The 23,936-nt window shown below is 43.4% G+C and carries 22 protein-coding genes and 1 riboswitch; of the genes, 20 read left to right on the top strand and 2 right to left on the bottom strand.

Annotation, left to right across the window (positions count from 1 at the left end):
• Positions 1–40: 40 nt before the first annotated feature.
• Together AC1U9Z_RS08035 and AC1U9Z_RS08030 are read right to left on the bottom strand one after the other, a co-directional pair.
• The gene (locus tag AC1U9Z_RS08035) at positions 41–286 is read right to left on the bottom strand and encodes a DUF1540 domain-containing protein (RefSeq protein WP_333530535.1); all 246 of its coding nucleotides are present in this window, start codon (positions 284–286) and stop codon (positions 41–43) included.
• 211 nt (positions 287–497) lie between these two features.
• Positions 498–947, bottom strand: a complete 450-nt coding sequence (locus AC1U9Z_RS08030; protein ID WP_333530536.1) for a C-GCAxxG-C-C family (seleno)protein — start codon at positions 945–947, stop codon at positions 498–500.
• A 711-nt stretch (positions 948–1,658) separates the two neighbouring features.
• On the opposite strand from AC1U9Z_RS08030, the gene AC1U9Z_RS08025 reads away from it, so the two are divergent.
• The 20 genes from AC1U9Z_RS08025 (at position 1,659) to AC1U9Z_RS07930 (ending at position 23,934) form a co-directional block, all read left to right on the top strand.
• Positions 1,659–3,773 carry a sigma 54-interacting transcriptional regulator gene (locus AC1U9Z_RS08025; RefSeq protein WP_333530537.1) on the top strand — a complete coding sequence of 705 codons (2,115 nt, stop codon included), beginning with the start codon at positions 1,659–1,661 and terminating at the stop codon, positions 3,771–3,773.
• Positions 3,774–4,003: 230 nt separating this feature from the next.
• Positions 4,004–4,213, top strand: a complete 210-nt coding sequence (locus tag AC1U9Z_RS08020) for an AbrB/MazE/SpoVT family DNA-binding domain-containing protein (protein WP_333530538.1) — start codon at positions 4,004–4,006, stop codon at positions 4,211–4,213.
• A gap of 54 nt (positions 4,214–4,267) precedes the next feature.
• Positions 4,268–5,461 (top strand): M24 family metallopeptidase, encoded by a 1,194-nt coding sequence (locus AC1U9Z_RS08015; protein ID WP_479956825.1) that lies wholly within the window; start codon positions 4,268–4,270, stop codon positions 5,459–5,461.
• A 15-nt stretch (positions 5,462–5,476) separates the two neighbouring features.
• The gene (locus AC1U9Z_RS08010) at positions 5,477–6,229 is read left to right on the top strand and encodes a DUF6125 family protein (RefSeq protein WP_333530540.1); all 753 of its coding nucleotides are present in this window, start codon (positions 5,477–5,479) and stop codon (positions 6,227–6,229) included.
• 24 nt (positions 6,230–6,253) lie between these two features.
• A riboswitch (cobalamin riboswitch) is annotated at positions 6,254–6,443 on the top strand.
• A 157-nt stretch (positions 6,444–6,600) separates the two neighbouring features.
• Positions 6,601–10,548 carry an S-layer homology domain-containing protein gene (locus AC1U9Z_RS08005; RefSeq protein WP_479956823.1) on the top strand — a complete coding sequence of 1,316 codons (3,948 nt, stop codon included), beginning with the start codon at positions 6,601–6,603 and terminating at the stop codon, positions 10,546–10,548.
• Between the two features lie 22 nt (positions 10,549–10,570).
• Positions 10,571–11,317, top strand: coding sequence for a DUF4430 domain-containing protein (locus tag AC1U9Z_RS08000; RefSeq protein ID WP_479956821.1), 747 nt, complete (start codon positions 10,571–10,573; stop codon positions 11,315–11,317).
• 18 nt (positions 11,318–11,335) lie between these two features.
• Complete coding sequence (locus AC1U9Z_RS07995) at positions 11,336–12,334, top strand: prenyltransferase/squalene oxidase repeat-containing protein (protein WP_479956819.1); 999 nt, start codon at positions 11,336–11,338, stop codon at positions 12,332–12,334.
• Positions 12,335–12,378: 44 nt separating this feature from the next.
• The gene (locus AC1U9Z_RS07990) at positions 12,379–13,308 is read left to right on the top strand and encodes an energy-coupling factor transporter transmembrane component T (RefSeq protein WP_333530544.1); all 930 of its coding nucleotides are present in this window, start codon (positions 12,379–12,381) and stop codon (positions 13,306–13,308) included.
• Positions 13,281–14,960, top strand: coding sequence for an ABC transporter ATP-binding protein (locus AC1U9Z_RS07985; RefSeq protein ID WP_479956816.1), 1,680 nt, complete (start codon positions 13,281–13,283; stop codon positions 14,958–14,960). Before AC1U9Z_RS07990 ends, AC1U9Z_RS07985 begins: the two co-directional genes overlap by 28 nt.
• The gene (locus AC1U9Z_RS07980) at positions 14,961–15,674 is read left to right on the top strand and encodes an ECF transporter S component (RefSeq protein ID WP_479956814.1); all 714 of its coding nucleotides are present in this window, start codon (positions 14,961–14,963) and stop codon (positions 15,672–15,674) included.
• Positions 15,675–16,078: 404 nt separating this feature from the next.
• On the top strand, positions 16,079–16,630 hold the full coding sequence (cobO, locus tag AC1U9Z_RS07975) for a cob(I)yrinic acid a,c-diamide adenosyltransferase (protein WP_333530547.1): 552 nt from the start codon (positions 16,079–16,081) through the stop codon (positions 16,628–16,630).
• Positions 16,631–16,666: 36 nt separating this feature from the next.
• Entirely contained in the window at positions 16,667–18,349 is a 1,683-nt protein-coding gene (locus tag AC1U9Z_RS07970; RefSeq protein WP_333530548.1) for a methylmalonyl-CoA mutase family protein, read from the top strand.
• A gap of 35 nt (positions 18,350–18,384) precedes the next feature.
• Positions 18,385–18,789: a cobalamin B12-binding domain-containing protein gene (locus AC1U9Z_RS07965; protein ID WP_333530549.1), complete on the top strand. Its 405-nt coding sequence runs from the start codon at positions 18,385–18,387 to the stop codon at positions 18,787–18,789.
• Between the two features lie 5 nt (positions 18,790–18,794).
• Positions 18,795–19,760 (top strand): methylmalonyl Co-A mutase-associated GTPase MeaB, encoded by a 966-nt coding sequence (gene meaB / locus AC1U9Z_RS07960; protein WP_333530550.1) that lies wholly within the window; start codon positions 18,795–18,797, stop codon positions 19,758–19,760.
• An 84-nt stretch (positions 19,761–19,844) separates the two neighbouring features.
• Positions 19,845–20,252 (top strand): cobalamin B12-binding domain-containing protein, encoded by a 408-nt coding sequence (locus AC1U9Z_RS07955; protein ID WP_479956811.1) that lies wholly within the window; start codon positions 19,845–19,847, stop codon positions 20,250–20,252.
• Between the two features lie 28 nt (positions 20,253–20,280).
• The gene (locus AC1U9Z_RS07950) at positions 20,281–21,318 is read left to right on the top strand and encodes a s-methyl-5-thioribose-1-phosphate isomerase (protein ID WP_333530552.1); all 1,038 of its coding nucleotides are present in this window, start codon (positions 20,281–20,283) and stop codon (positions 21,316–21,318) included.
• 22 nt (positions 21,319–21,340) lie between these two features.
• Positions 21,341–21,538: a hypothetical protein gene (locus AC1U9Z_RS07945; protein WP_333530553.1), complete on the top strand. Its 198-nt coding sequence runs from the start codon at positions 21,341–21,343 to the stop codon at positions 21,536–21,538.
• 58 nt (positions 21,539–21,596) lie between these two features.
• Positions 21,597–22,160 carry a hypothetical protein gene (locus AC1U9Z_RS07940; protein WP_479956808.1) on the top strand — a complete coding sequence of 188 codons (564 nt, stop codon included), beginning with the start codon at positions 21,597–21,599 and terminating at the stop codon, positions 22,158–22,160.
• Positions 22,161–22,319: 159 nt separating this feature from the next.
• Entirely contained in the window at positions 22,320–23,168 is an 849-nt protein-coding gene (locus tag AC1U9Z_RS07935; protein ID WP_333530555.1) for a CheR family methyltransferase, read from the top strand.
• Positions 23,169–23,304: 136 nt separating this feature from the next.
• Positions 23,305–23,934 (top strand): hypothetical protein, encoded by a 630-nt coding sequence (locus AC1U9Z_RS07930; protein WP_479956806.1) that lies wholly within the window; start codon positions 23,305–23,307, stop codon positions 23,932–23,934.
• Positions 23,935–23,936: the final 2 nt, after the last annotated feature.

The following is a 23,936-nucleotide window of genomic DNA, read 5'->3' as shown; positions in this document are numbered from 1 at the left end:
TACGATTGATAATGACGAAACACATTGAAGACGGGGCGTATTATTGCTTGAAAACCCCATCAAAGTTTTGCTCATAGTCGGTCTTTAGCACAAAGGTCTTACAACAGGATTCAATGCATTTTGCTACCGGAGTTTCCGTGACTTGGGTTGCATAGGGGGCATCAACCATGTCCGGCAGGTTCTGGGCCATTATATCGGAGGTAATTAATATTTCTGAGGCGTGACACCTGTTTCCCCGACCCCAGTAGTGGCAGTTATTAATACTGCAACGAATATTAGCAGTCATGTATCCCTCTCCTAGTGAAAGTTATGCTCCTTTGTATTATTCACCAAAGCAACTAGAAAATTCATTAGGGGGATCATGTGGATAATTTAGAGGCAATAAAAAAATCCCTGGGCAGGCAACTGCCCAGGGAAAAATATAGATGAGTACGTAGCAAAACTTTCAGGGCAAATCCTTTGATCCACCCGATAATTAATCAATTAAAACCAGAGGGTTATTCACCAGCCTTATAATAGCCTTTTTCAAGAAGGAACTCCATCAGTAATTTACCTGTGTTACCAGTGAGTTTTAAACAATTTTTGAGGTGTTCTTTGCTGTCAAAGGGATGTTCGTTTAATACCCGGCAGCAGGTGGAACCAAACTGTTGGAGAAAACGGTCATGGAATTCACGGGCTGTTTCGTAGGCAGGATTGCGTGATTCTTCCTTGGAAGTTCTACCTTTAACTGTATTTAAGGCAAAGATGGAGCCTGTTAAAGCACCACACATACAGCCGGCATGTCCCAGGCCACCGCCAAAACCAGTGATCAGCTTCACTGTTTCCGGGCTTATTTCTGGGGCCAAATACTCCCGAAAGGCCAAAAAGATGGCTTCTGCACAGTTATAACCTTCCTTGAAATTACCACCTGCTTTATTACGAGCTTCCGTAATTAATTCTTGACTCATTATACGCCCTCCCATTTATTTTTATTTCGTACAAAATTTGCATACCTACCTGTGTTGACAAGTATACTAACTAGTATAAATATATGGTATATTACAGTAAAGCAAAAGAAGTATTAAGTTTTTCCTCCTCCCTTCGGTATTCATAATCAAATCTTATTTACTAAAATAATAGCAACATTCATGCCAGTATTAACTTAAAATAAGAAGATACCAAAAGGCACCGCTGCAACACTGCTGATCTGTAACCACTGTTGCATCTTTTTGAATAGACCCGGTTGTTTTTTTCTTAGGTCTAAAAAACAACGAAATAATTAACATTTCTGACCTATTTCTACACAAAAGGTGATTGCTTCCCGCGATTATTTACTGACTATTCGGAAAAAGCTGTTGCACAGAGCCAACACTTTGATTTAATTACTCTGTTGCGGATTTGGTTTGACTGTTGTTCTGCCGCACAGGTTGAGCATTTTTACAACCCAAAACTATTTTCAACAAAAAAATTAGTCTAAATATTGAATTAATTTTGTGAATTTTACTTTTTCAAACCAATTGCTACGTGTAAAATATAAATTATATGGCGCAACTGGCAACTGTGGTAGTGACAAATTATTTTAGGGCACAAATAAGCCAAGTTTTACGAAGTGAACTTGAAATCAAGAGGGAAGAGACAGAATAGTCCTTTGAAAAATTCACTGACCAGGAGTGATCTACATGAAAGTATGGGAAATAATGACATCGCCTGTCTTAACCTTAAGCCCTAACCAAAAAGTCAGTGAGGTAGTCACCATTTTTAGTGGCAATAAAATTGATGGTGCACCGGTGACGGATAAAACGGGTAAATTAATAGGACTTTTCACAAAAAGTCATATTTACCGCGTTATCAATAATGGTATGGACCTAAATAAAACCAAAGTGAAAGATTTAATGACCAGACAGCTTCTAACCGGTCATCCAGATGATGAGTTTAGTGATGTAATAAACGCAACGGTACCCCGACTGCCAGTGATTGATGAAAAGGGACGGGTTGTGGGGATCGTCACCCGTGGGGATATAGCAAAGAAATTTTTTTATTTGCATCGCAACATAGCCCTGGAACTAGATACAATTATTAATTCTACCCATAACTTAATTGTTTCAATTGATGATAAGGGAATTATTAAGGTCTGGAATTTGTCAGCTGAAAAATTTCTTGATGTGAAGGCCGAAGACGCTGTAGGTAAACATATATTAGATGTACTTCCAAACAGTGACCTGATGGATGTTATTGAGACTGGGGAAGTTGATACACTAAAGAAAGTAGTATTTAATAAACGTACCTTTATTTCGAACCGTTCGCCAATGATTAAGGATGGCAAAATTATTGGTGCTGTGGCAGTTTTACAAGATATATCCGAAATAGAGAAAATGTCAACCGAGCTATGCTATGTCAAGGAATTAAATGAAGAACTAGATGCTATTGTCGAATCATCCTACGATGGATTATTCATAACAGATGGCCAAGGAATCGTTTTACGTTACAATAAGGCCTTTGGACAACTAACCGGTATAGATCTCCATGAATATCTGGGCCGGAGCGTCGAGGATATTAAAAAGGACGGTATTATTTCTGAACCAGTAACTTGCCATGTGTTGGAACAAAAGAAATCGATTACGATGATGCAAAAGAGCAGAAGCGGCAAACTCACACTAACTACCGGAAATCCGGTAACGGATACAGATGGCGAAATAATCAGGGTTGTCTGTAATGTAAGGGATATAACGGAGCTAAATATATTGAAACACAAGTTGGAACAGGCTAAAGTTCTGAGTCAACACTATGAAAATGAACTTCGTACTTTAAAATTAAAGTACGCTGGGTCTGAGAAAATTATTGCTACATCTGCCAAGATGAGAAATCTAATTGATATGGTTGTTAGATTAGCATCCGTTGATTCAACGGTATTAGTAAATGGTGAGTCGGGTACCGGAAAGGAATTAATCGCAGAAATTATTCATAGTAATAGTTTGCGTTCCAAAAAGCCCTTTATTAAGGTGAACTGTGGAGCTATTCCCGAGAATTTATTGGAGTCAGAGTTGTTTGGTTATGATGGTGGAGCCTTTACCGGGGCTAAAAAAGAGGGTAAACCAGGATATATTGAAATGGCTTCCGGAGGCACTTTGTTTTTGGATGAGATTGGTGAAATGCCCTTAAACTTACAGGTAAAACTTCTTCGCTTTATACAATGCAAGGAAATTATTAGGGTGGGAGGTAAAAATTATATTAACGTGGATGTGCGTATCGTAGCCGCCACGAATCGAGACCTTTGGGACATGGTGCAGAAAAAGCAGTTTCGAGAAGACCTTTATTACCGATTAAATGTAGTGCCGGTTCATATACCACCCTTGCGTGATAGGAAAGAGGACATACCTGCCTTGGTGGCACATTTTATGCAGTTATTTAATCGCAAATATAATAGAAACAAGAGTATATCCCCGGAAGTAGTGGATATTATCATGCAACATGACTGGCCGGGAAATATCAGAGAGTTGGAAAACCTGATTGAGAGAATGGTTGTTATTACCATTAAGGATATCATAACGAACGAAGACCTGCCTTTCCACATGAGGGATAATACAGTCGGTCTTAGTTCCTCCTATATTATGGTATCCGGCATCATTCCACTAAAAGAAGCCATAGAAAGTGTTGAGAAACAGTTAATTGAAAAGGTTTATGCCAAACATCAAAGTACCAGACAAATGGCTAAAGAACTACAGGTAAATGCTTCTACCATCGTCAGAAAGGCGGCAAAATACCAAGTTTCTAAGGATTTAACCACAGACAGATAAATAGTCGGTGAATAAAAAGGGGGATGGTAATGGGTGATATCATCCCACTTTCTATACTTCAAAGGGAATTAAAATAATTAAATTCTAGATTTGAAGGCTTCTGGCACAGTAGTTGCTTATATAAATGTTAGATTAAGGAATCAAGAGGCTAAATATTTTCCTTTAATTTCACAACCTAATTTTGAACAGGTTATCACACTATAAAAATTTATTATAAAGGAGTTGGAAAGATGGATTCAAGAATTAATGAGCACGGTCAATTACTGCTGCCTTTAGAAGTCGGCAAATTACTTAACCTGCAAAACGACGATTTGCTAAAAGTAACCATTGAATCAAATTATATCTTGCTGACACTTGAAAATATTGAAACGAAGGAAGACGGTGTTGAGAAAATACTAGACAACCTCATTCATGAGGGAATATTGATTGATATAAAGTAAAAATTTGAAATATTCAATTTGCAGTTAGTTTTTTAGAGAAAGGGGGTAATGCGGATGGCGTTGAAATTGACCCCAAAATCGGAAATTGACCGAAGGGTTTCTCGGTTTCAAGAAAAAATAACGGAACAGCTGTTAGATGGAGCAATTATTTTACTTAATAGTGATCTCTTTTATTTTACGGGTACGGTACAGAACGCATTTTTGTTTGTGCCGGCCAGCGGTGAACCGGTATTAGCGATTAAAAAGAGCTTGCAACGGGGTAAAAACGAGTCACCCCTAAAGCATATTGTTCCTTTTGGAAGTCCTAAGGAAATTCCCTCCATTCTCGGTGCATTTGGCTATACGAAGTTTGAAAAAATTGGCTGGGAATTAGATGTACTGCCGGTAAATCTGTATCAAAGGTATCAGAAAATTTTCCCCAAGGCAGAGTTTATCGATATTTCACCAACTATAAAAACGATTCGAGCCATTAAATCACCCTATGAAATAGAATTGATCAGGGATTCCGCAAGCGTAATAGGAAAAGCCCATTTAGCGGTACCGTCATTTTTACGTGAGGGGATGTTGGAGATTGAGTTGGCTGCACTCTTTGAGGCAGAAATGCGTAAAAGAGGGTATTCCGGTTGCTGCAAAATGAGATCCTTTAATCAGGATTTATTTTTAGGAAATACCTGTTCAGGGTATAGTGCCACCGCACCAAGTTTCTTAGATGGGCCAATTGGCGGCACGGGAGTTTCTGTAACCCATCCCCACGGTGCCGGATGGAAAAAGATTAGCCGCAATGAAGCTGTCTATATTGATTATACCTGTGTGGTAAATGGTTATACCTCGGATCAAACCAGAATTTTTTGCATAGGTGAATTAAGTTCTCGGATGGTTAAGGCCTTTGAAGCTGCTTTATTTATTGAGTCGGAAATTATCAAAGCAATTAAGCCAGGCACCCCCGCAGAGGAACCTTATTTATTGGCCATGAAATTGGCAGAGGAAATGGGTCTAAAGGATAATTTTATGGGCTATCAGGAGGATAAGGTTAAATTTATCGGGCATGGTATAGGTTTGGAAGTGGATGAATTGCCGATCTTTGCCAAGGGATTGAAGACCTCCATATTACCTGGCATGACCTTTGCCCTGGAACCTAAATTTATCTTTGCTGAGGGCGCCATTGGTATTGAAAACAGTTTTGTAATGACCGAGCATGGTCCAGATTATTTAAGTATGACACCCAATGTGATTACCTATATAAAATAATTAGGAGGGGAAATAATGGAAAAGAAAGTAATGTGGGACGAAAACCTTAGCAATGAGCAATTAGCCAAATTGTCCATGGAGATGTTTCATCGTATTGTCATTCATCATGCCTTATGGTTTAATGAAGTCCAGCATCAGCTGGGTTTTCCTGAGGCACTGAAGATTTTGGATGCAGCCTACCAGAAGAGCTTTAATATTCAAATGAAGCGTTTTGGTAAATTCTTTGGCTTTGAAATGGAAAATGGTGTACCAAAACCCTTTTTAGCGATGCCTAGGGAAAAACTTTTGGCCCTGCTTAACGATACAGCAGTTAACTGGCTGGCCAATGATGGAGTGTGGTTCCAGGCTGTTGAATTCAAACATGGCATGAATGATGCTAAACGCTGCAATGATTCCTGCTGGGGAAAATTTTCACCCTTCGAGGCAGATTCAATTAAACGTTTCTTAGGCTTAGAGGAAAAACCAGGTCTGGAAGGCCTTAAGAAAGCCCTGCAGTTTAGAATGTATGCTAGGATCAATGTACAATCCATTATTGATGAAAGTCCCAATAGTATTGTCTTTCAGATGAATGATTGCCGGGTGCAGTCTGCCCGGAAACGCCAAGGTTTAGATGATTACCCCTGTAAATCTGCCGGTCTGGTTGAGTATGCAACATTTGCCAGGACCATTGATTCGAGAATTAAGACCGAATGTATCGGCTGCCCACCGGACGCCCACCCTGAAGAGTGGTTCTGTGCTTGGCGTTTTATCTTAGTTGAGGAAGCTTAGTGCCACTTGCTAGATTAACTTAATACTTTAGTTGCTGGAATAGGTGCTTTACTCTGAAAAGGTAAAGCTTAAAAGGGAAGTCGGTGCAAGGCCGACGCGGTACCGCCACTGTAATGAGGAGGAGCCCCACAAAATACCACTGGGAAAAAACCTGGGAAGGTGTGGGGTTCCGATGATCCGAAGCCAGGAAATCTGCCTATGCCAGGTTACCACTATCCCTACGGATGTATAGGAGGTGGCTTCATGGTGTATGTGCTGTTTCCCGGCATCGTCATAAAACCCCGGTACATTTGTAGAACCGGGGTTTTTAATTTGCCCAACTAGGATACAAACAAATCGCAATTACATGAATGAAAAAGGTGAGTATCGGAATGAGGAAAAAAAGAATTTGCTTAAGGATTACTTCAATACTAATCACCCTTTGTTTTATTTTGAATACGACATTTTTAACGATTCCCAACCTGGCAGTGGCCAGTGAACCGGGTAAGACCTATACCGCCAGTCAGTTATCCCAAAAAGCCATTGAATTTATACATAAGCAATATCAGGCCGGTGAAAAAATCGATGGCTATACTGCCTACGTATTAGCCCTAGGCGGCGAGGATCTGGGGTCTGAAAAATGGACCAATAATGGCAAAACATTAAAACAAGAAATCAAAGAATTGTCCAATTTGCTGGGGGATCATCTTACCTTAATCAGTTATATATGCAACACCCAGAATGACGATGGCAGCTTTGGACCTTTAGGCAATGAATATGGAACGAAAGGCCCGTTGCTGGCCTTAGCATCCATTAAAAATGACCTGGTGCCTGGAGTAGAGAGGCAGCAGGTAGAGGATGCCATTCATAAAGCCATTCATTACTTCCAAGAGAAATATCAGAGCGGTACCATTACCTATGATGCACAAGGTTTTAGCCTTGATTATCGCTGTATCGAAGCCTTGGTCAAGGCAGGCGAAGACCTTTCAGCAGACGGGTGGATATACCAAGGAACCTCTCTCCGGGATGCTGTGCTTGCTTCTGCCGCTGTTACTGCCGCCAACCCAGCAGCCACAGCGGTGGAATTGGCTAAAGAATTGGCAGCCCTTGATGCAGTGCAAGCATACTCAGCCAATGCAGAAGCACCCACCCTGGCCGCAGCAATTGGTTTGGATGCAGCAAATAATGTTGAGTTAGACGAAGCCACAGAGATTGAAACAGAAACAGAAACAATCGCTGAAGTGAGGGAAACCCCGGCTAGCGAGGTTATATCAGAAGAAACAACAAATGAAACCGAGTTAGAAGCAGCCCCAGAAATTGAAACAGAAACATTCGTTGAGGCCGAATCATTTTCAGCAATCGAGATTACATCCGAGGAAGCAATTGATGAACCTAAATTAGAAGTAACGACAGAAATTGAAGCAGAAGTAACAGAAGTAACGTTTGAGGCTAAATCAACCCCAAGCATAGAGGAAACAACGGAGGAAATGAACAATGAGGTTGCGTTAAACGAAAACGTTGCAAGGGAATTATCTGTTACGGATGAAGTATACTCAGACATTGTTACCGAAATTAATTTAAACGTAGTTGAAGTTGAGCAGACCTTACCTCCCACAGATAGCATGGCCCCAATTCATGAAAAAAAATATAAGGCACCGGATGCAGCTGTCCTAGCGAATTCGATTGCCCAACAACAGGCGGCAGATGGCAGCTTTGGAACAAGTATCTATGATCATGTGACCGTGCTTCATGCATTGGGTAAAGCAGGCCTGCTGGAGGGCATTGACCAAGAAAAGGCCTTTGCCTATATTGATGGTTTAAAAAAGATTCACAAAGATATTTTTGGTTATGACGCCGGGGTAGCCTGGGGATCTGAATGGACACCGGAGGAAGCAGACACCACTGCCCAGGTTATGACTGCCCTTAGTTATTTTGATGCAACAAAGGATGTAAATGAGACTATCCAGGACGGTCTGAGCTATCTTAGGGATGTGCAAGACCCGGATAGGGCTGCCATCGCTATTAATAGCTGGGATAGTACCTATAACACGGCTGAAACATTGATTGCCCTAAAGGCCCTGAAAAGATCCTATGATGAGTATGCCGGTTCCGGTTCAGCCTGGACAAAAAAATCTAGAACAAATACGCTGGCAAAGTGTTTACTGGCCCTTAACCAATGGAATGATACCCCCCAAAAGGAAAAATTAGCTGATCAGTTAGTAAAGCGGCACGCCGGCAAGGAATCCTTTGAAAATAGTGTTTATAGTGATATGTTGGCCTATATTGCCCTCGGTGAAGCGGGAACGCTGGGCAGCTTAAATGCTATTGATGTTAAGGAATATATCCTGTCCAAACAAAATAAGGCAGACGGTTCTTGGGGGGAAACCTTTGACAGCTATTATTACCCTGATTTTCTCTCGACCACCCAGGCTATCCGGTCACTTACTTACCTGCCGAATGCTGCTGCGGATCAAGAGCTTCAGTCGGCCATTGTCAGTGGTTTAAACTACTTAAAGGGTTTGCAGCAAATGGATGGCGGCGTTTATGCTACCTGGGACGACCCGGCAATGGATAATTCCGGCGTGATCGTCACCCTGAATAAACTGGGTATCGATCCGGCAAGCGCCGCATGGAAACATACCAATGGTTTAACACCATTCGATTACCTTCTGAACAATACCATGAATCCCGACGGCAGCTTTGGTACTTTGAAAAATGTTCCAGGTGCCACGGAGGCATTAGCTGCTTACCGATTGGTCACAGGTGAAGGAACTCCTGGCGGCGGTGGGAATCTTCCCACAGACCCAGAGTTGGATCAGTGCAGTGTTGAAATTGCTGTAGTGGGTAAGAACGGTGAAGCACTTTTCGGACCTAGCAGTGTTGTGGTAAGTAAAGATAGCAAGGGAAAACTCACGGTACTAGGCGCGTTGGAAGCCACTGGGCTGGGCTACACGGAGTCGGGTGGACTGATCACAAGTATTGACGGCCAAAGAAACGAGGGTTTGAAGGGGTGGATGTATAAGGTAAATGGAAGTTCACCGGCCATTGCAGCCTCCGATAAAACCGTTAAAGAGGGAGATCAGATTATTTGGTGGTACAGCAGTGATGTGAGTAATCCCGGTCCTTCCTGGGATAGTGTCTCCAAGGGGGAGGTACTGCCGGAGCCTGTTTTATCACCAAACCTTGAGGAACAAAACAAAAACCTGCCTGAGTCATTACGGGCCTCAGAGGATACTCTGGCAGCCCTGGAAAATATTAGCCAAATCCTTGGCTTACAGGGAAATACATTTGAATTGGGTATCCTTGGCCAAGGGGGTCAAGCGGTGATTGTCGTGGGTGACAGACAGCCGATAAATAGGACGGACTTGGCTTTCCAAAGAGGTATGCTGCAGAGACAGTTGCAATTGCAACAGAAGGTTGAAGCAGCTAAGGGTGCGGCAGTGGTAGAGGAAGGGGGCCAATTAGGCTTGCTTATCCCGGCTGAGTCCCTGACCAAGGATATAGAAATAACCGTAAATAAACTGGATATGGATAACACAACCTTACCCCCTGGCTATCAACAATTGTCTGCCACCTATGAATTTGGTCCCGCTGGAACGAATTTTACCGTACCGGCAACCCTAGCCATCCAGGTGGTTATTCCTCCCCTGGTAAAACCAGATAACCTATATCTGGCCTGGTATGATCCAAATGCCGGCAATTGGGTGATCATCCCTTCGGTAGTGGATCTTAACAAGGGTGTAATTTGGGCCAGAATCCAACATTTTAGTAAATATGCCATTTTTGCCAAAGAAACCGTAAAATCCTTTGCTGACGTTAACGCTGGCTCCTGCGGTTGGGCCAAAGACCCCATCGAAGTGCTAGCTGGAGCAAATCTTTTGGCTGGCGTAGATGGTACTAATTTTGAGCCCCTAAGGCCGGTAACCAGGGCAGAGTTTACCAGTATGTTAGTCAAAGCGTTAGCCTTACAGACCAAGGCCGATGCGGCTGACCATTTTAAAGATGTAAAAGCCGGCGAATGGTATGCCGGAGATCTGGCAACTGCCTATGAAGCAGGATTGATTAAGGGATATAAAGATCGTTACTTCTGTCCTGACAATACCATTACCCGAGAAGAAGTGGCTGCTATTTTGGCCCGGGCCTTGGAGTTGCAGCCCTCCGAACAAAAATTGCCCTTTGCGGATCGTGATCATGTGAAAGACTGGGCCAGAGACAGTGTGTTGGCCGTTACCGAAAGAGGACTCGTTAAAGGCTTTCCCGATGAAACATTTCGGCCAGATCGTACCACCAGCCGGGCAGAATGTGCGGTGCTGATTTACCGCCTGTTGGCAGGTATGTAATTCCTTTATTGGAGTGTGTTTAATGAAAGGGAAAACGAAGGTTATTCTTTTGCTTTTTGTAATATTGGCCTTTCTTTTGGGACCCGCTGTTTACAGCAATAAAATCAGCAGCGTTGACCAGACAAAGGTTAGCTCCCAAGCTACCCCCCTTAATAATGTGCTGGAAACGGAGGTTGCGGCAAAGGACGAAAGTATCACGAAAAACATGCCTGAAGTAAAAAAAGAGACGGAGGATAAAACTTCAGCCAATGCTGTGCCAACAAACAACCAGCAAGGTGAAATAATCCCCCAAAATAACACAAATCAGGAAAAAGCCCCGCCGGTATCTCAGGCTGTTGTCACGGAAGCTGCTGCTGTCACGGGCGGCAGTGCTTCCGTGACAGCCCAAAGCCAGGGAAATATAACATCTGAGACAGAGGAAAATCAGTTGCTTATTAATCTGGCAGTGGTAGGCATGAATGGTGAACTGCTTTACGGGCCTAGCAGTGTTACCGTGTCGCAACCGAATCAGGGGGTCAGCACCGTATTAGAAGTATTGGATGCATCTGGCATAGAGTATACCATGTCCAGCCGTTATCCCGGCCTGGTAGAGTCCATTGTTAGCCAGCGTAACAGAGGGCAAGGAGGTTGGATGTATAAAATTAATGATCAAAGTCCGATGCAGGGTGCCAGCAAAATGGCAGTAAAAAAGGGAGATACCGTTATTTGGTGGTATAGCCAAAGCATTCGTGTACCACCTCCTCAGTGGGAGCAGTTAATGCAAAAATAATATTGGGGGGAGAAGTCTATGCGATACAGAAAAAAACCAATGGCCTATTTACTTGGGTTATTTGTCTTCATGTTGATTTTTCCGATGCAAGCCTTGGCCCAGCCCACCGTTGATCACAAGCTGGCCCTGGAGCGAGCAACAAAGGCAATTACGGCTAGCGTTAAACAACCGGAAGCACAGTTTGCCACCTGGAATTATCTGGCCCTTGCTGCGGCAGGCCAAAATCTTGCCGGCTACCCGGTTAAGCAGGTTTGTCAAAAACAATTGGCCTCAGCACAGACCACCGCAGATGATAGCATCTTAATTTTAACCTTGCTTGCCGCAGGCCATGACCCGACAAATTTCCAAGGACAAAACTTGATCAAAAAGATTCAGGCCAATCAACTGCCTAACGGCAAGTTTGCTGATAATAGTGACCGCAGCGGACAGGGCGACAATAATTGCCAAGTGCTGGTGAATGCACATATTTGGGCCATACTGGCACTATATGCTGCCGGGGCGGACATCCCGGATGAAGCAAAAGCCAAAGGGTGGCTAATCGACCAACAGCATCGGGATGGCGGTTTCAATTGGTATACCAAGGATAACACGTCGGATGTGGACTCAACCGGCATGGCCTTAATGGCTTTAGGGGCCCTGGGTGAGAAGAAAGATAGCCCGGTGGTCCAAAGGGCCTATACCTTTTTAAAAAGTGTCCAGGGAACGAAAGGGGAGTATGCTTCTTGGGGGGCAGTCAATGCTGAGTCTTGTGCCATTGCCATGCGGGGCCTTCTTGCCGTAGGCATAAATCCCTTAGATGCCGAGTTAAGCAAACCAGGTGGCAATCCTGTGACAGCCTTATTAAGTTTTCAATTAAAGGATGGCTCCTTTTCCCATATGGCGGGTACCGATTCGAATGAGATGGCCACCCAGCATGCTTTAATGGCATTAGCCGATCTATATTACGGCAAACCCTTTGAACAACGGTTACGTGAAGCAAAGAACCCGACTTCTGTTACACGAAAGGGTTCCATGTAAACGCGCAAAGCGGTTGAAAAGCTTAGGACGGGGAGTATTTTAAAATGACAGACTGGTTGATGTATAAAGAAAAGGGGCTGTTCTTACAAAGTTTCCACCCAGCGGCATCCTTGTTTTACTTGGGAACATTGTTTGTATTGGCATTATGCTTTAACAACCCTCTTTACCAAGTTGGATTGCTATTGGTTCTGCTGCTGGCCATTTGGTCCGTAGATGGGTTAATGGTTTGGGAAAAATACTTAAAACTTAGTTTGTTTATAGCGATACCCATTGTGTTGATCAATAGCCTAATGGGGCAAAATGGCAAAACAATTATTTGGCTGGGTCCCCAGGTTCCGGTGGTGGGACAATTGACGATCTCAATGGAAGCAATCTATTACAGTGCTTCCATGTGTATCCGATTGATTGAAATAATAAGTGTTTTTTGCTTGTTTAATCGAATGGTCCACCCAGATAAGGCCGTAAGTTTCTTTGCCAGGTTTACGGGTAAAACCGCGTTGGTTATCAATATGTCCATGCGACTGTTTCCCATTATGGTTAGAGAATTTGAACGGATTAAGACGGTGCAAAGGATGCGGGGCGTGGATTTTAACAAGGGCACCTTCCTGGAGAGAATGAAAAATTATTCATCTGTAGTCAGTATATTGCTTTTATCCTCTCTGGAAAATTCCCTGGAAATGGCTGAATCCATGCAAGCCAGGGGATTTGGCAGTGGACCCAGATCCAGTTATGCAAGAAATTTATTACGGCCCCGGGATTTTATCTGCATCTTTAGCTGTGGCTTAGGTTTAGGAATAGGTCTTTGGGGTTTGGCCCACGACTATGGTACCTATACCTTTTATCCCCTAATTGGTTATTTGATTAGTAGCAATGCATCCATGGTTGTTTTACTGTTGGTACTATTATGTCTATCCATGCCAGTGATGTTGAGTTGGGGGGGACAGCATTGTCTCTTTATCAAATCCAAAATTTAACCTTTTTTTATCCTGAAAGCGAAAAGGCTTCCTTAGATAAAATACAACTGAATATTGAAGAGGGGGAGTTTATTCTGGTGGCCGGGGAATCCGGTTCCGGCAAATCTTCCCTGGCTCGGGTGCTGGCTGGCTTGCTGCCGGATTTTTATGGCGGTCGCTTTGGCGGCAAGGTTTACTTCAAAGGACAGGACATACGTAAAATGGATCGGCGGCAATTGGCCGGGGAAGTGGGTATGGTCTTTCAGGACCCGGAAAAGCAACTGGTTATGACGGATTTAGAAACGGAGATTGCCTTCGGCCTGGAAAATCTGGGTTTTTCCCAACAGGAAATGTTTCGCAGGGTGTCAGAAGTGATTGGCTTCCTGGATCTAACCGCACTTAAGCAGAAAGATGTTGTGAACCTATCCGGGGGGCAAAAACAGAAAATCGCTCTGGCCTCTGTTTTAGCCATGCAGCCAAGTGTCTTAATTCTGGATGAACCAACATCACAGTTAGACCCTGTGGCAGCGGAAGAATTGTTAAACCTGGTCAAGCGGCTTAACGAGGAACTGGGATTTACCGTGGTACTCATAGAGCAGCGGTTAGAAAGGTGTTTTCATTTGGCCGATCGCGTAATCATGATGGAAAGGGGCAAAGTGGTAAAGGACGCTCAACCGGAACAGGTTGCCCGTTGGGCAGCAATTAAAGGTATTTCTATTATTCCGCCGGTGGCTAAACTGTTTTCTGGGTTGGGCTTTTATTCAGTGCCTATTACGATAAAGGAGGGCAGAGAGCAGTTAAAGAAATTATTCCAAGTAAAGTCTGCATCTGTCGAAACGAACCTGCCGCAAGGGGAAAAACCATGCACCGAAAGAGTCTTGGGGCAAGGAAATTTGTTGGAGGTCAAGAAATTATGGTATGCCTATGATGATGGCGGGGAGGTACTGCGGGATATCAATATAACCATCCGGCAGGGAGAATTTATTGTTATTTTAGGAGAAAACGGGGCCGGCAAATCTACTTTATTAAAGAGCTTAGTGGGTTTGCTGCAACCAGGGCGAGGCAAGGTGACATTTAATCATAAAGACTGCCGGGTGGCCTATCTCTCTCAAAATCCCAACGACTATCTTTTTCAGGATACGGTAGAAGATGAATTAAGGTTTACCTTGAAAAATTTTAAGATCCGGGATGAGCAAATTGTCAACCAACTGCTGGAGAAGCTGCGGCTAAGCGTTAACAGGCAAGTAAATCCTCGGGATTTAAGCAGCGGTGAAAGGCAGCGGGTGGCATTGGCTTCGATCATGGTAACCAAACCAGAATTTTTAGTTCTTGATGAACCGACCCGTGGACTGGACTATCGCTTAAAGGATGAGTTAGCTAATTTCTTAATGAACCAGACGACACAAGGGGTAAGTGTGGTCATGGTTACCCATGATATTGAATTTGCCGCCAGATATGCCTCCCGGGTGATCATGATGTTTGATGGAAGGATTGTTAGTGACGGAAAAACCGGTGAAACCTTTGCCGGATCAATCTATTATTCCACACAGATGGGTAAACTTTTCCGGGGATACTGCCCAGGAATCCTGACGGTTCAACAGGCCTATGAAAAGATCCAACCCTTGATGCAGGAGAGAAAAACCTATCAGACCAGTGCTGAAAGAGGGATTTAGGTGAGAGTACGTCGATTTGCTTTGCCGATTTTTTTAGTGATTGTGCTGGGGTTACTGCTAGTCAGTATAAATAATAATAATATTGTGGCCAAACAAGGCTGGGGCATGCTTTCCTTTGAAATACTGATGATAGCATTGATTTTTCTTTATTGGGGCTTTGAGCAGAGAGAGGATACAGCCAGGGAAATAGCTTTTATTACTGTGATGGTGGCCATTGCTGCGGTGGGGCGCATACCCTTTGCTGCTCTGCCCGGTGTTACGCCAACAACCTTTATCGTAATCATTTCTGGGTTTGTTTTAGGACCTAACGCTGGTTTTATGATTGGATCAACGGCAGCCTTGGTATCAAATTTCTTTTTAGGTCAGGGACCGTGGACACCGTGGCAAATGTTTAGCTGGGGACTGGCCGGCGCCTCAGCGGGGCTGCTCAAAGGGGTTTATCCCAATATAGGGATTAAGGGATTAGCTTTTTTTAACTTTATCTGGGGCTATCTTTTTGGCTGCATCATGACTCTATGGTCATGGGCTGCCTTTATTCAACCTCTAAATTGGCAATCCTTTGTCCTTACCTATGCTGCCAGCTTCTGGTTTGATACTTTTCATGCTGTGGGGAATATTGTTTTTTGTTTATTGTTTGGGGCAAATTTTGTTAAAATTTTAAAACGTTTTCAAAGAAAACTAAGAGTCAGCAGCATTGATGATCCTAGTCCGTAAAGCATTGCTTTACAACAACAGTGCACCAAATGTGCAACAGCATGTTTTTAGGCCAAATGTTGTTAGACAGCAACAGGTTAAAACCACAAAAAACCAAATTGAAAGGAATAGTCTGAGGGACTATTCCTTTCTTTGCGAGAAATTGTCAAAAAACAACAGTAGATGTAGGCGATTGCATAAGATTAGGAGTATTCTGAAAAACGATGCAACAGCTCTTGCAAACCAAAGGTGTTGCTCTGCTGCTTAGGTAGGAGCAATTATGTTCTGAATAAAACAGTTATTGCTCAGAAATAGATTATTTAATACTGGCATGAAAGTTGCTATTAAAAGATTAAACATTCAGAATTTTTAGATACAAACTATTACTTATTTAGACACATGGACAATTAATAGGGGGTGAAAAGTTGGGGGAGATGAAATCCACCGCCAGCATAGCCAAACGAGGCCTGGTAATGGTAATCACAGGTAATGGAAAGGGTAAAACAACCTCTGCCTTTGGGCAGGCTTTACGGGCAGTTGGGCAAGGTTATCAGGTGTGTTTGGTTCAGTTTATGAAGGGGAGAAAATATGGGGAAGTTTTAGCCGCTGAAAAATATCTGCCGGATCTTAAGATTCACCAATTTGGCCTGGACAGTTTTGTTATGAGAGATAATCCTGCGCCGGTGGATGTTGATTTGGCTAGGCAGGGTTTCGAAAAGGTCAAAGAGATCATTGCCAGTGGTCAATATGACATGGTTATTTTAGATGAGATTAATGTTGCAGTTGACTTTAATTTAATTCCCGAGGAAGACGTTTTAAACCTGGCCAAAAACAAACCAACTGAATTGGATCTGGTTTTAACAGGTCGATATGCTTCAGAGAAACTCAGGGATATAGCTGATTTAGTAAGTGAAGTTACGGAAATAAAACATCACTACAATGCAGGGATTAAAGATAGGGCGGGCATAGAGTATTAGCCTTATCACAAAATATACGTTAGGAGGGAATACCTTTTGTTTACTGAAGAATTATTGAATCAAGCAAGTAGTTTAAGGCAAAAGTGGGAAGATGAAGTCAAGAAAACCATTGCTAAGCGCGCTGACCAAAAGGAAAAATGGACCACTGTTTCTGATCTGGAAATTAAAAGGATATATGGACCTGAAGACATCAAGGATATGGATTTTGAAAGAGACATTGCTTACCCCGGACAATTCCCCTATTTAAGAGGGAACCAAGCAACTGGTTATCGTGGAAAATATTGGACCTTCCGAATGTTTGCAGGTATGGGTACTGCCGTAGAGACGAATAACCGCTGGCATTACCTCTTAAAAACTGGCCAAACCGGCCTAAGCACCGCCTTTGATTTTCCCACCTTGATGGGTTATGACACGGATTCCCCCAAAGCTAAGGGTGAGTGCGGCAAGTGTGGTGTAGCCATCGATACCATTGATGACTTTAGAGATCTGATTAAAGGCGTCCCCCTGGATAAAATCACAACATCCATGACCATTAACCCGCCGGCCACGGCATTATGGGCCATGTACTGTGCATCGGCACAGGAGCAGGGAATTCCCCTTACCAAAATCGGCGGGACCATTCAGAATGATATGTTAAAAGAATTTATTGCCCAGAAAACCTTTATGTGCCCGCCCGAGCCATCGGTAAAATTAATCAGTGATACCGTTGAATTTGGCACCAAATATGTTCCCAAGTGGAATACCATCAGTATCAGCGGCTATCACATTCGAGAAGCCGGAGCCACTGCCGTTCAGGAATTGGCCTTCACCTTAAGGGATGGGATGGAATATGTGGAGGACGCCATTCGGCGTAAGGGCTTGCATGTAGATGAGTTTGCTCCCAGATTATCCTTTTTCTTTAACTCACACATCGATTTCTTTGAGGAAATTGCTAAGCTAAGAGCTGCCCGCCGCATCTGGGCGAAGGCCATGCGTGACCGTTATGACTCTAAGGACCCACGTTCCTGGTGGATGAGATTCCACACCCAGACAGCCGGCTGTTCACTAACTGCTCAGCAGCCTTACAACAACGTTGTCAGAACCGCCACACAGGCTTTGGCTGCTGTTCTGGGAGGAACGCAGTCCCTGCACACCAACTCGCTGGATGAAGTTTTGTGCCTGCCTTCGGACCATGCCGTTCAAATTGCTTTAAGAACCCAGCAGATTATTGCCGAAGAAACCGGTGCTGCTAACACCATTGATCCATTAGCCGGTTCCTATTTCGTAGAGGCACTGACCAACGAAATGGAAGAAAAGGCTTGGGAATACATCCATAAGATTGATGAAATGGGCGGCATGATTGCAGCCATCGATAAAGGTTTCCCACAACTGGAAATCTCCGATGCGGCCTATAAGTTCCAACAGCAAATTGATGCCCAGGAAAAGGTTATGATCGGTGTCAACAAGTATGTAGAAGCCGATGAACAGGTTGACATTCCCTTCCTGGAAATCGACGATGCTGTTGAAAACGAACAGTTAGCGCGTCTCGCTGCGGTTAAGAGAAAGCGTGACGGCCGCAGAGTGGCTGAGACCTTGAAGGATTTGGAAAATGCCTGCAGAAGAGGCGACAATGTGATGCCTTATTGCATTGAAGCAGTTAAGAGCTATGCCACCGTGCAAGAAATTTGCGATGTTTATAGAGAAGTATTCGGTGAATACCGTGACCCTGGCATTTATTAATTAAATCTTTTTAAATCCCTAAAGGAGGTAACGTGATGTCGGAGAGAAGAATTCGCATATTACTCGCTAAACCCGGGTTGGATGGCCATGATCGTGGTGCTAAAGTATTGGCTAGATGCTTCCGGGATGCCGGTTTTGAGGTAATCTATACTGGTTGTCACCAAACCCCAGAGCAGATAGCTGCTGCTGCCCTACAGGAAGACGTTGACGTTGTTGGTTTAAGCTGCTTATCAGGTGCTCATAAGTACCTATTTCCCCAAGTAGCCAAACTCCTAAAGGATGAAGGCGCCGAGGATATCGTGGTTATTGGTGGGGGGATTATACCAGAGCAGGATATGGATGCCCTGTATGAGGCAGGACTTAAGGCTATTTTTACTCCGGGAGCCACTCTTGATTCATTGGTTGAGTGGATTAATAAAAACATAACTCCGAGGGCGTGAGTAACATGAAAGAACTGGGCAAAAAGGTTTTAGCCGGAGACATCCGTGCTGCCTCCCGCCTCATCAGAAATCTGGAAGACCAAATCCCCAATACCCATATAGCCATGCAGGAAATCTTTAATAATACCGGTAATGCCCATGTCATAGGAATCACCGGGGCACCCGGTGCCGGCAAGAGTACCCTTACGGATGAGTTTATTTATGCCTTTCGTCAAAAGGATAAAAGTGTGGGAGTATTAGCAGTTGACCCCACCAGCCCCTTTACCGGGGGAGCCCTTTTGGGTGATAGAATCCGCATGCTGAGACATGCTGAGGACAAAAAAGTATTTGTCCGGAGCCTAGCCACCAGATGTTCGATGGGTGGCCTATCCAAGGCCGTTGGTGAAGGTATCCATGTCATGGATGCCCTGGGCAAGGAGAAAATAATTGTTGAAACTTGCGGTGTCGGACAGCAAGAGGTAGAAATTATCAATCATGCCCATACTGTAATCGTTGTACTGGTACCTGGTATGGGGGACGAAATACAAGCCCTCAAGGCTGGCTTAATGGAAGTGGCAGATATCTTTGTTATTAATAAGGCGGACCGTGATGGGGCCGGCAAATTATATAAGGAAACCTTAAATATGGTACACATGTCTAAGGGTGCTGCTGCAGATAATAGTTGGAATATACCGGTACTATTGGTTGAAAGTGTCCTTGAACCCCACAAATTTGCCGAAAGTGTTGATGCTATTCGGGAAAAGGTGGAGGAGCATTATCAATATCTGGTTGATAATAACCTGCTGGTCGAACGTATGCGCCGTAAGACCGCAGCGGAGATTAATGAAGCCCTCTGGGGAGCAATCCTTCAGCCAGTATTAAACAATCTGGAAAAAGATGGCGAGATTGAAAAAATGGTTGAGCAGGTATTGAAAAAGGAAATAGATCCCTATACATTAGCGGATCAAATAGCCAGTAAGTATGTTAAATAAGGCCATTTAAACCTAGATTCGATGATGGGTAGTTAAATTAACGAACCCATCATCGAATATTATTTAGTATAAAGGGTGTTAAATATGGAAAAGAAGACCATTAAGGTTTTGCTGGCAAAGGTTGGCTTAGATCATCAAAATAAAGAAATCCGTTTATTGGCTCGTGGTTTAAGGGATCAAGGTGGCATGGAAGTTATTTATACTGGTTTATATGGTACACTGGAAGAAATTGTTCAAACGGCTGTGCAGGATAAGGTGCATTTTGTTGGGTTGAGCGTACACAATGGTTCCCATCGGGAGTTGTTTCCTCGGCTGAAGGAATTGCTCGCTGCCCAAAAAGCAAGCCACATCCTGGTTTTTGGGGGAGGAATGATTCCTGAGCAGCATAGGCAGGAGCTAAAGGCCTTAGGCGCGGTGGATGAAATATTCGAACCAGGTACCCCCGTCAGTAAGATTATCGCTTGGCTTAATAATAATAATCTGAACCTTTAATCCTATAGCTTAGAGGGGAGGAAGCTATTTGGCAGAACCTTTGTTAATGAACATCGATCACAATGTTTATCTAAGGGATGATTGTCTGGTACTTTTAGATCGCCGTCATTTTCCTCAGCAAATTTTAGAGGTGGTTTGTCATAACTATGAAGAAGTAGCCAAGAGTATTGAAGCTATGGTAGTACAAGGGGCAGGGGATATTGCCATTACAGCTGGCTATGGACTTTATTTGGCAGCGCGTCGGCAGGAGTCTCTGGGCATCGGTATTGAAGAAGCCCGGAAAAACTTATTAATGGTCAAGGATCGCTTGGTTAATACCCGTCCCACTGGTTTTCATATCAAGGTTCTCTTGGAAAGATTGTTAGATAAAGTAATTTGGCAAGATGATAACTGGTCAGGACAGATATTAAATCGCCTTACCGCAATCAATAAAAAATCAGATGTACGTTCTCGGTTAACGGGCCAATGGGCTGAGACTTTGCTGCAAGACGGAGACTGCCTCCTGACCCACTGCTTTCCCGGCCCAGCCCTTTTATATATGCTGCGGCTGGCACTGGAGCATGGCAAAAAAATAAAACTAATCACCAACGAAACCAGACCTTATCTGCAGGGTGCCCGGCTTACGGCTTGGTCGGCTTCCGAACTGGGCGTATCAGTAACCTTAATAAGCGATAATATGGCAGCCTATTGTATGAGCCAGGGTATGATAACAAAGGTTTTTACTGCTGCTGACCGAATAGCCTTGGATGGAGCGGTGGCTAACAAAGTAGGTACCTTTCAATTGGCCATTGCCGCCCAATACCATCAATTGCCCTTTTATATTTTGGGCTATGGGGGACCGGATAAAAAATGTCTAAGGGGCCAGGACATACCAATTGAACAACGGAATCCCAAGGAAATCTTATTTTTTAATGGGACAAAGATCAGTGGTGAAAAGGTAGAGGGTTTTTATCCTGCCTTTGATATCACACCGCCCCATTTACTTACGGGAATAATCACAGACCGGGGAATTTTTTCTCCCGGAGATTTTTATACCTATTGGTCATTACCAAATCCAATCGTTTAAAAATTAGAATGGGGGTTTATAAATGGCTATTATAAAAGATTCGGTAATCATTCCGCTTAATCGTCCCTTATTTATTCCCAAACAAGGGGATCTAAAGGTAGAAGATTTAGTTATTGAATCCAATGGCGGATATAAGGTGATTGATAAACCAGAGTGCATTATTGTACAAAATGATCATTGTTGCAGAAGTATCAAGGTTACGATCAAAACAAAAGAGTAGCCAGTCCGCTGCTGGTATAATCAGTATTTGCACAAGGCTAGGTAGGGGGATAGAAACGATGGTGCGGTTATTTAGAGCTTGGTCAGTGGTTGATCATTATAGGGGACAAGATCGGGTGAAGTTTGACTGGTTCGCAGTAGGCAGGCAAATTCCTGTGGGTTCCTATGAGGAACTAATTGAGAATTACGATGAACAAGATCAGGAGGCCTGGTGTGATCAATTATTATTAAATGAACTTTTTACCGAGGCTGAAATAGGGAAATTAAAGGGCTATCTCTTAAATAACCACCAATTAGAGGTTCAGGTGGCAGAAGTATCCCTGCCCATAAAATCCGGTGGGCTGAGCCATGGCTTGCAGCTTATTAATGGTGTAAATGGTTTTTATTCCCTGGCTGATGAAGCAGGGTATAATCTAGATCTATCTATACTTGGCCATTTTGAAGTGGCAGAAGAGGCGTTATCGAAGGCCTTGACAGAGGAAGAAGTGCAACGGGGTTTTGCATTTGTAAAGCTGATCTTTCAGGAACTAGACTTGCCCTGGCCAGAACAAAAGGATATCGCCTCTTTGTTAAACAAGATATATAAAAAATCTGGCTATTATATACATCAGAAAAATATTTGATGCCCTAGGGTTTACTCCGGGGGCATTTTTTTATGATACAAATAGTGAAAAAATACCTAAATTAAAATATTTTGTAAGAGGAAACCATGGTTTGCCATCGAAAAAATATTATTACATATTTATAGTCATTTGAAGGGAACGAGAAGCTAGGTGCAGACGATGGGCAGAGAGGATAAAGAAAAAGATTATGATAGTCAATTGGAGAAGCTTGAAATAAGTCTTCTACTGGAGGGAATTTTCCAGCTTTATGGCTTTGACTTTAGGAATTATGTTTATCCCTCTGTTCGTAGAAGAATATGGCATAGGATTTGGGCTGAAGATGTAAAAAGCATATCTGGTTTACAAGAAAAGGTTTTGCATGACACGGGATCGATGAAGAGGTTATTAGATGATTTGTGTATCCGTGTGACAGAAATGTTTAGGGACCCTCTTTTTTTCTTAGCGTTTAGAACAAAGATATTGCCATTGTTAATCAACAAACCTCAGATTCGGATTTGGCATGCAGGATGCTCCACCGGGGAAGAGGTATATTCCATGGCTATTCTTTTAAATGAGGAGGGTTTGTTTGATAAAACCAATATTTATGCTACGGATATAAATGATGAGGTAATAAATAGGGCTAAACAAGGAATTTTCCCAATCTCCAAAATGCAGGTTTACACCAAGAATTATATTAAGGCTGGGGGGGCTAGGGCCTTTTCCGACTATTATAAGGTTATCGGGGAGAATGCGATTTTTGAACCATACCTTTCCAAAAGGGTGTTGTTTGCCCAACATAATTTGGTAACGGATGGGTCCTTTAATGAATTTGATGTAATTATTTGCCGCAACGTGATGATTTATTTTGATAAAATCCTCCAACAAAAAGTATATCGATTATTTCATGACAGTCTGAGTACCCATGGATTTCTTGGCTTGGGCAATAAGGAGACCCTTGCTCTCTCAGAATTAGCACACTGCTATCATGAGATTGATGCAAAGGAAAGGCTATACCGTAAAATCCGCTAAATAGGGGTCAAACCGGACCCCTATTTAGCGGATTTCACAATTTCCCACAATTTGGCCATACTTTGCCCATAATTATTTTGTACACTTGCATTCAGTAAGTAAAGTTTTACCAAAAGAAGCAGATGGGGTGGAGGTTATGTGTTTTAAAAAAGGAGTACATATTTTTCTAGGCATCTTTCTTGCCGTAGCCATGGTTGGCTGCAGCGGCGGTGGAACAGCAACGAATGAAAAAGCGGTGCAGTCGGAGACTTCAGGAACTCAGAAAGTTACCATGCCAGAGGATAGGCCGGCCTTTATGGGGAAAGTGAAGGAGATTGTCGGTAATGAGGCAACTATTTTTAAAGCGGAAATCGATCCAAATGGGGAGGTACCCCAAGGAGCACCGGCAAACCAGCCACAAAGCCAAAACCAGCGGCCAACCAATCAAGCCGGTAGCCAACCAGCAAATTCCGGGGCAAGGGCTAATCAGGGAGGGCCGGGAATGAGTTTCAGTGAAGAAGCCGAGACCTTGCTGATACCGGTTGGGGTTCCCATTGTAAGTATGCAGCGGGGGAGCCAAGAGGTAACGGAGGTAGGACTTTCCCAGATTAAAAAGGATACCCTATTACGCATTTGGGAAACCAATGGTGAGATTTCCTTTGTTCAGGTGATGGGAGGTAGTGCTACAAGAACTACAAGAGAAAGGACGGGCAACGACCAGAACAGTGGCTTCCAACGTGGTGCTGGTGGCATGGGTGGCATGGGTGGCCCGCCGCCGGGGATGTAATA

It is taken from the genome of Desulfotomaculum sp., assembly GCF_982386235.1.
Note: the sequence above shows the minus strand (reverse complement) of the source record. Positions and strands in the feature narration are given on the sequence as shown.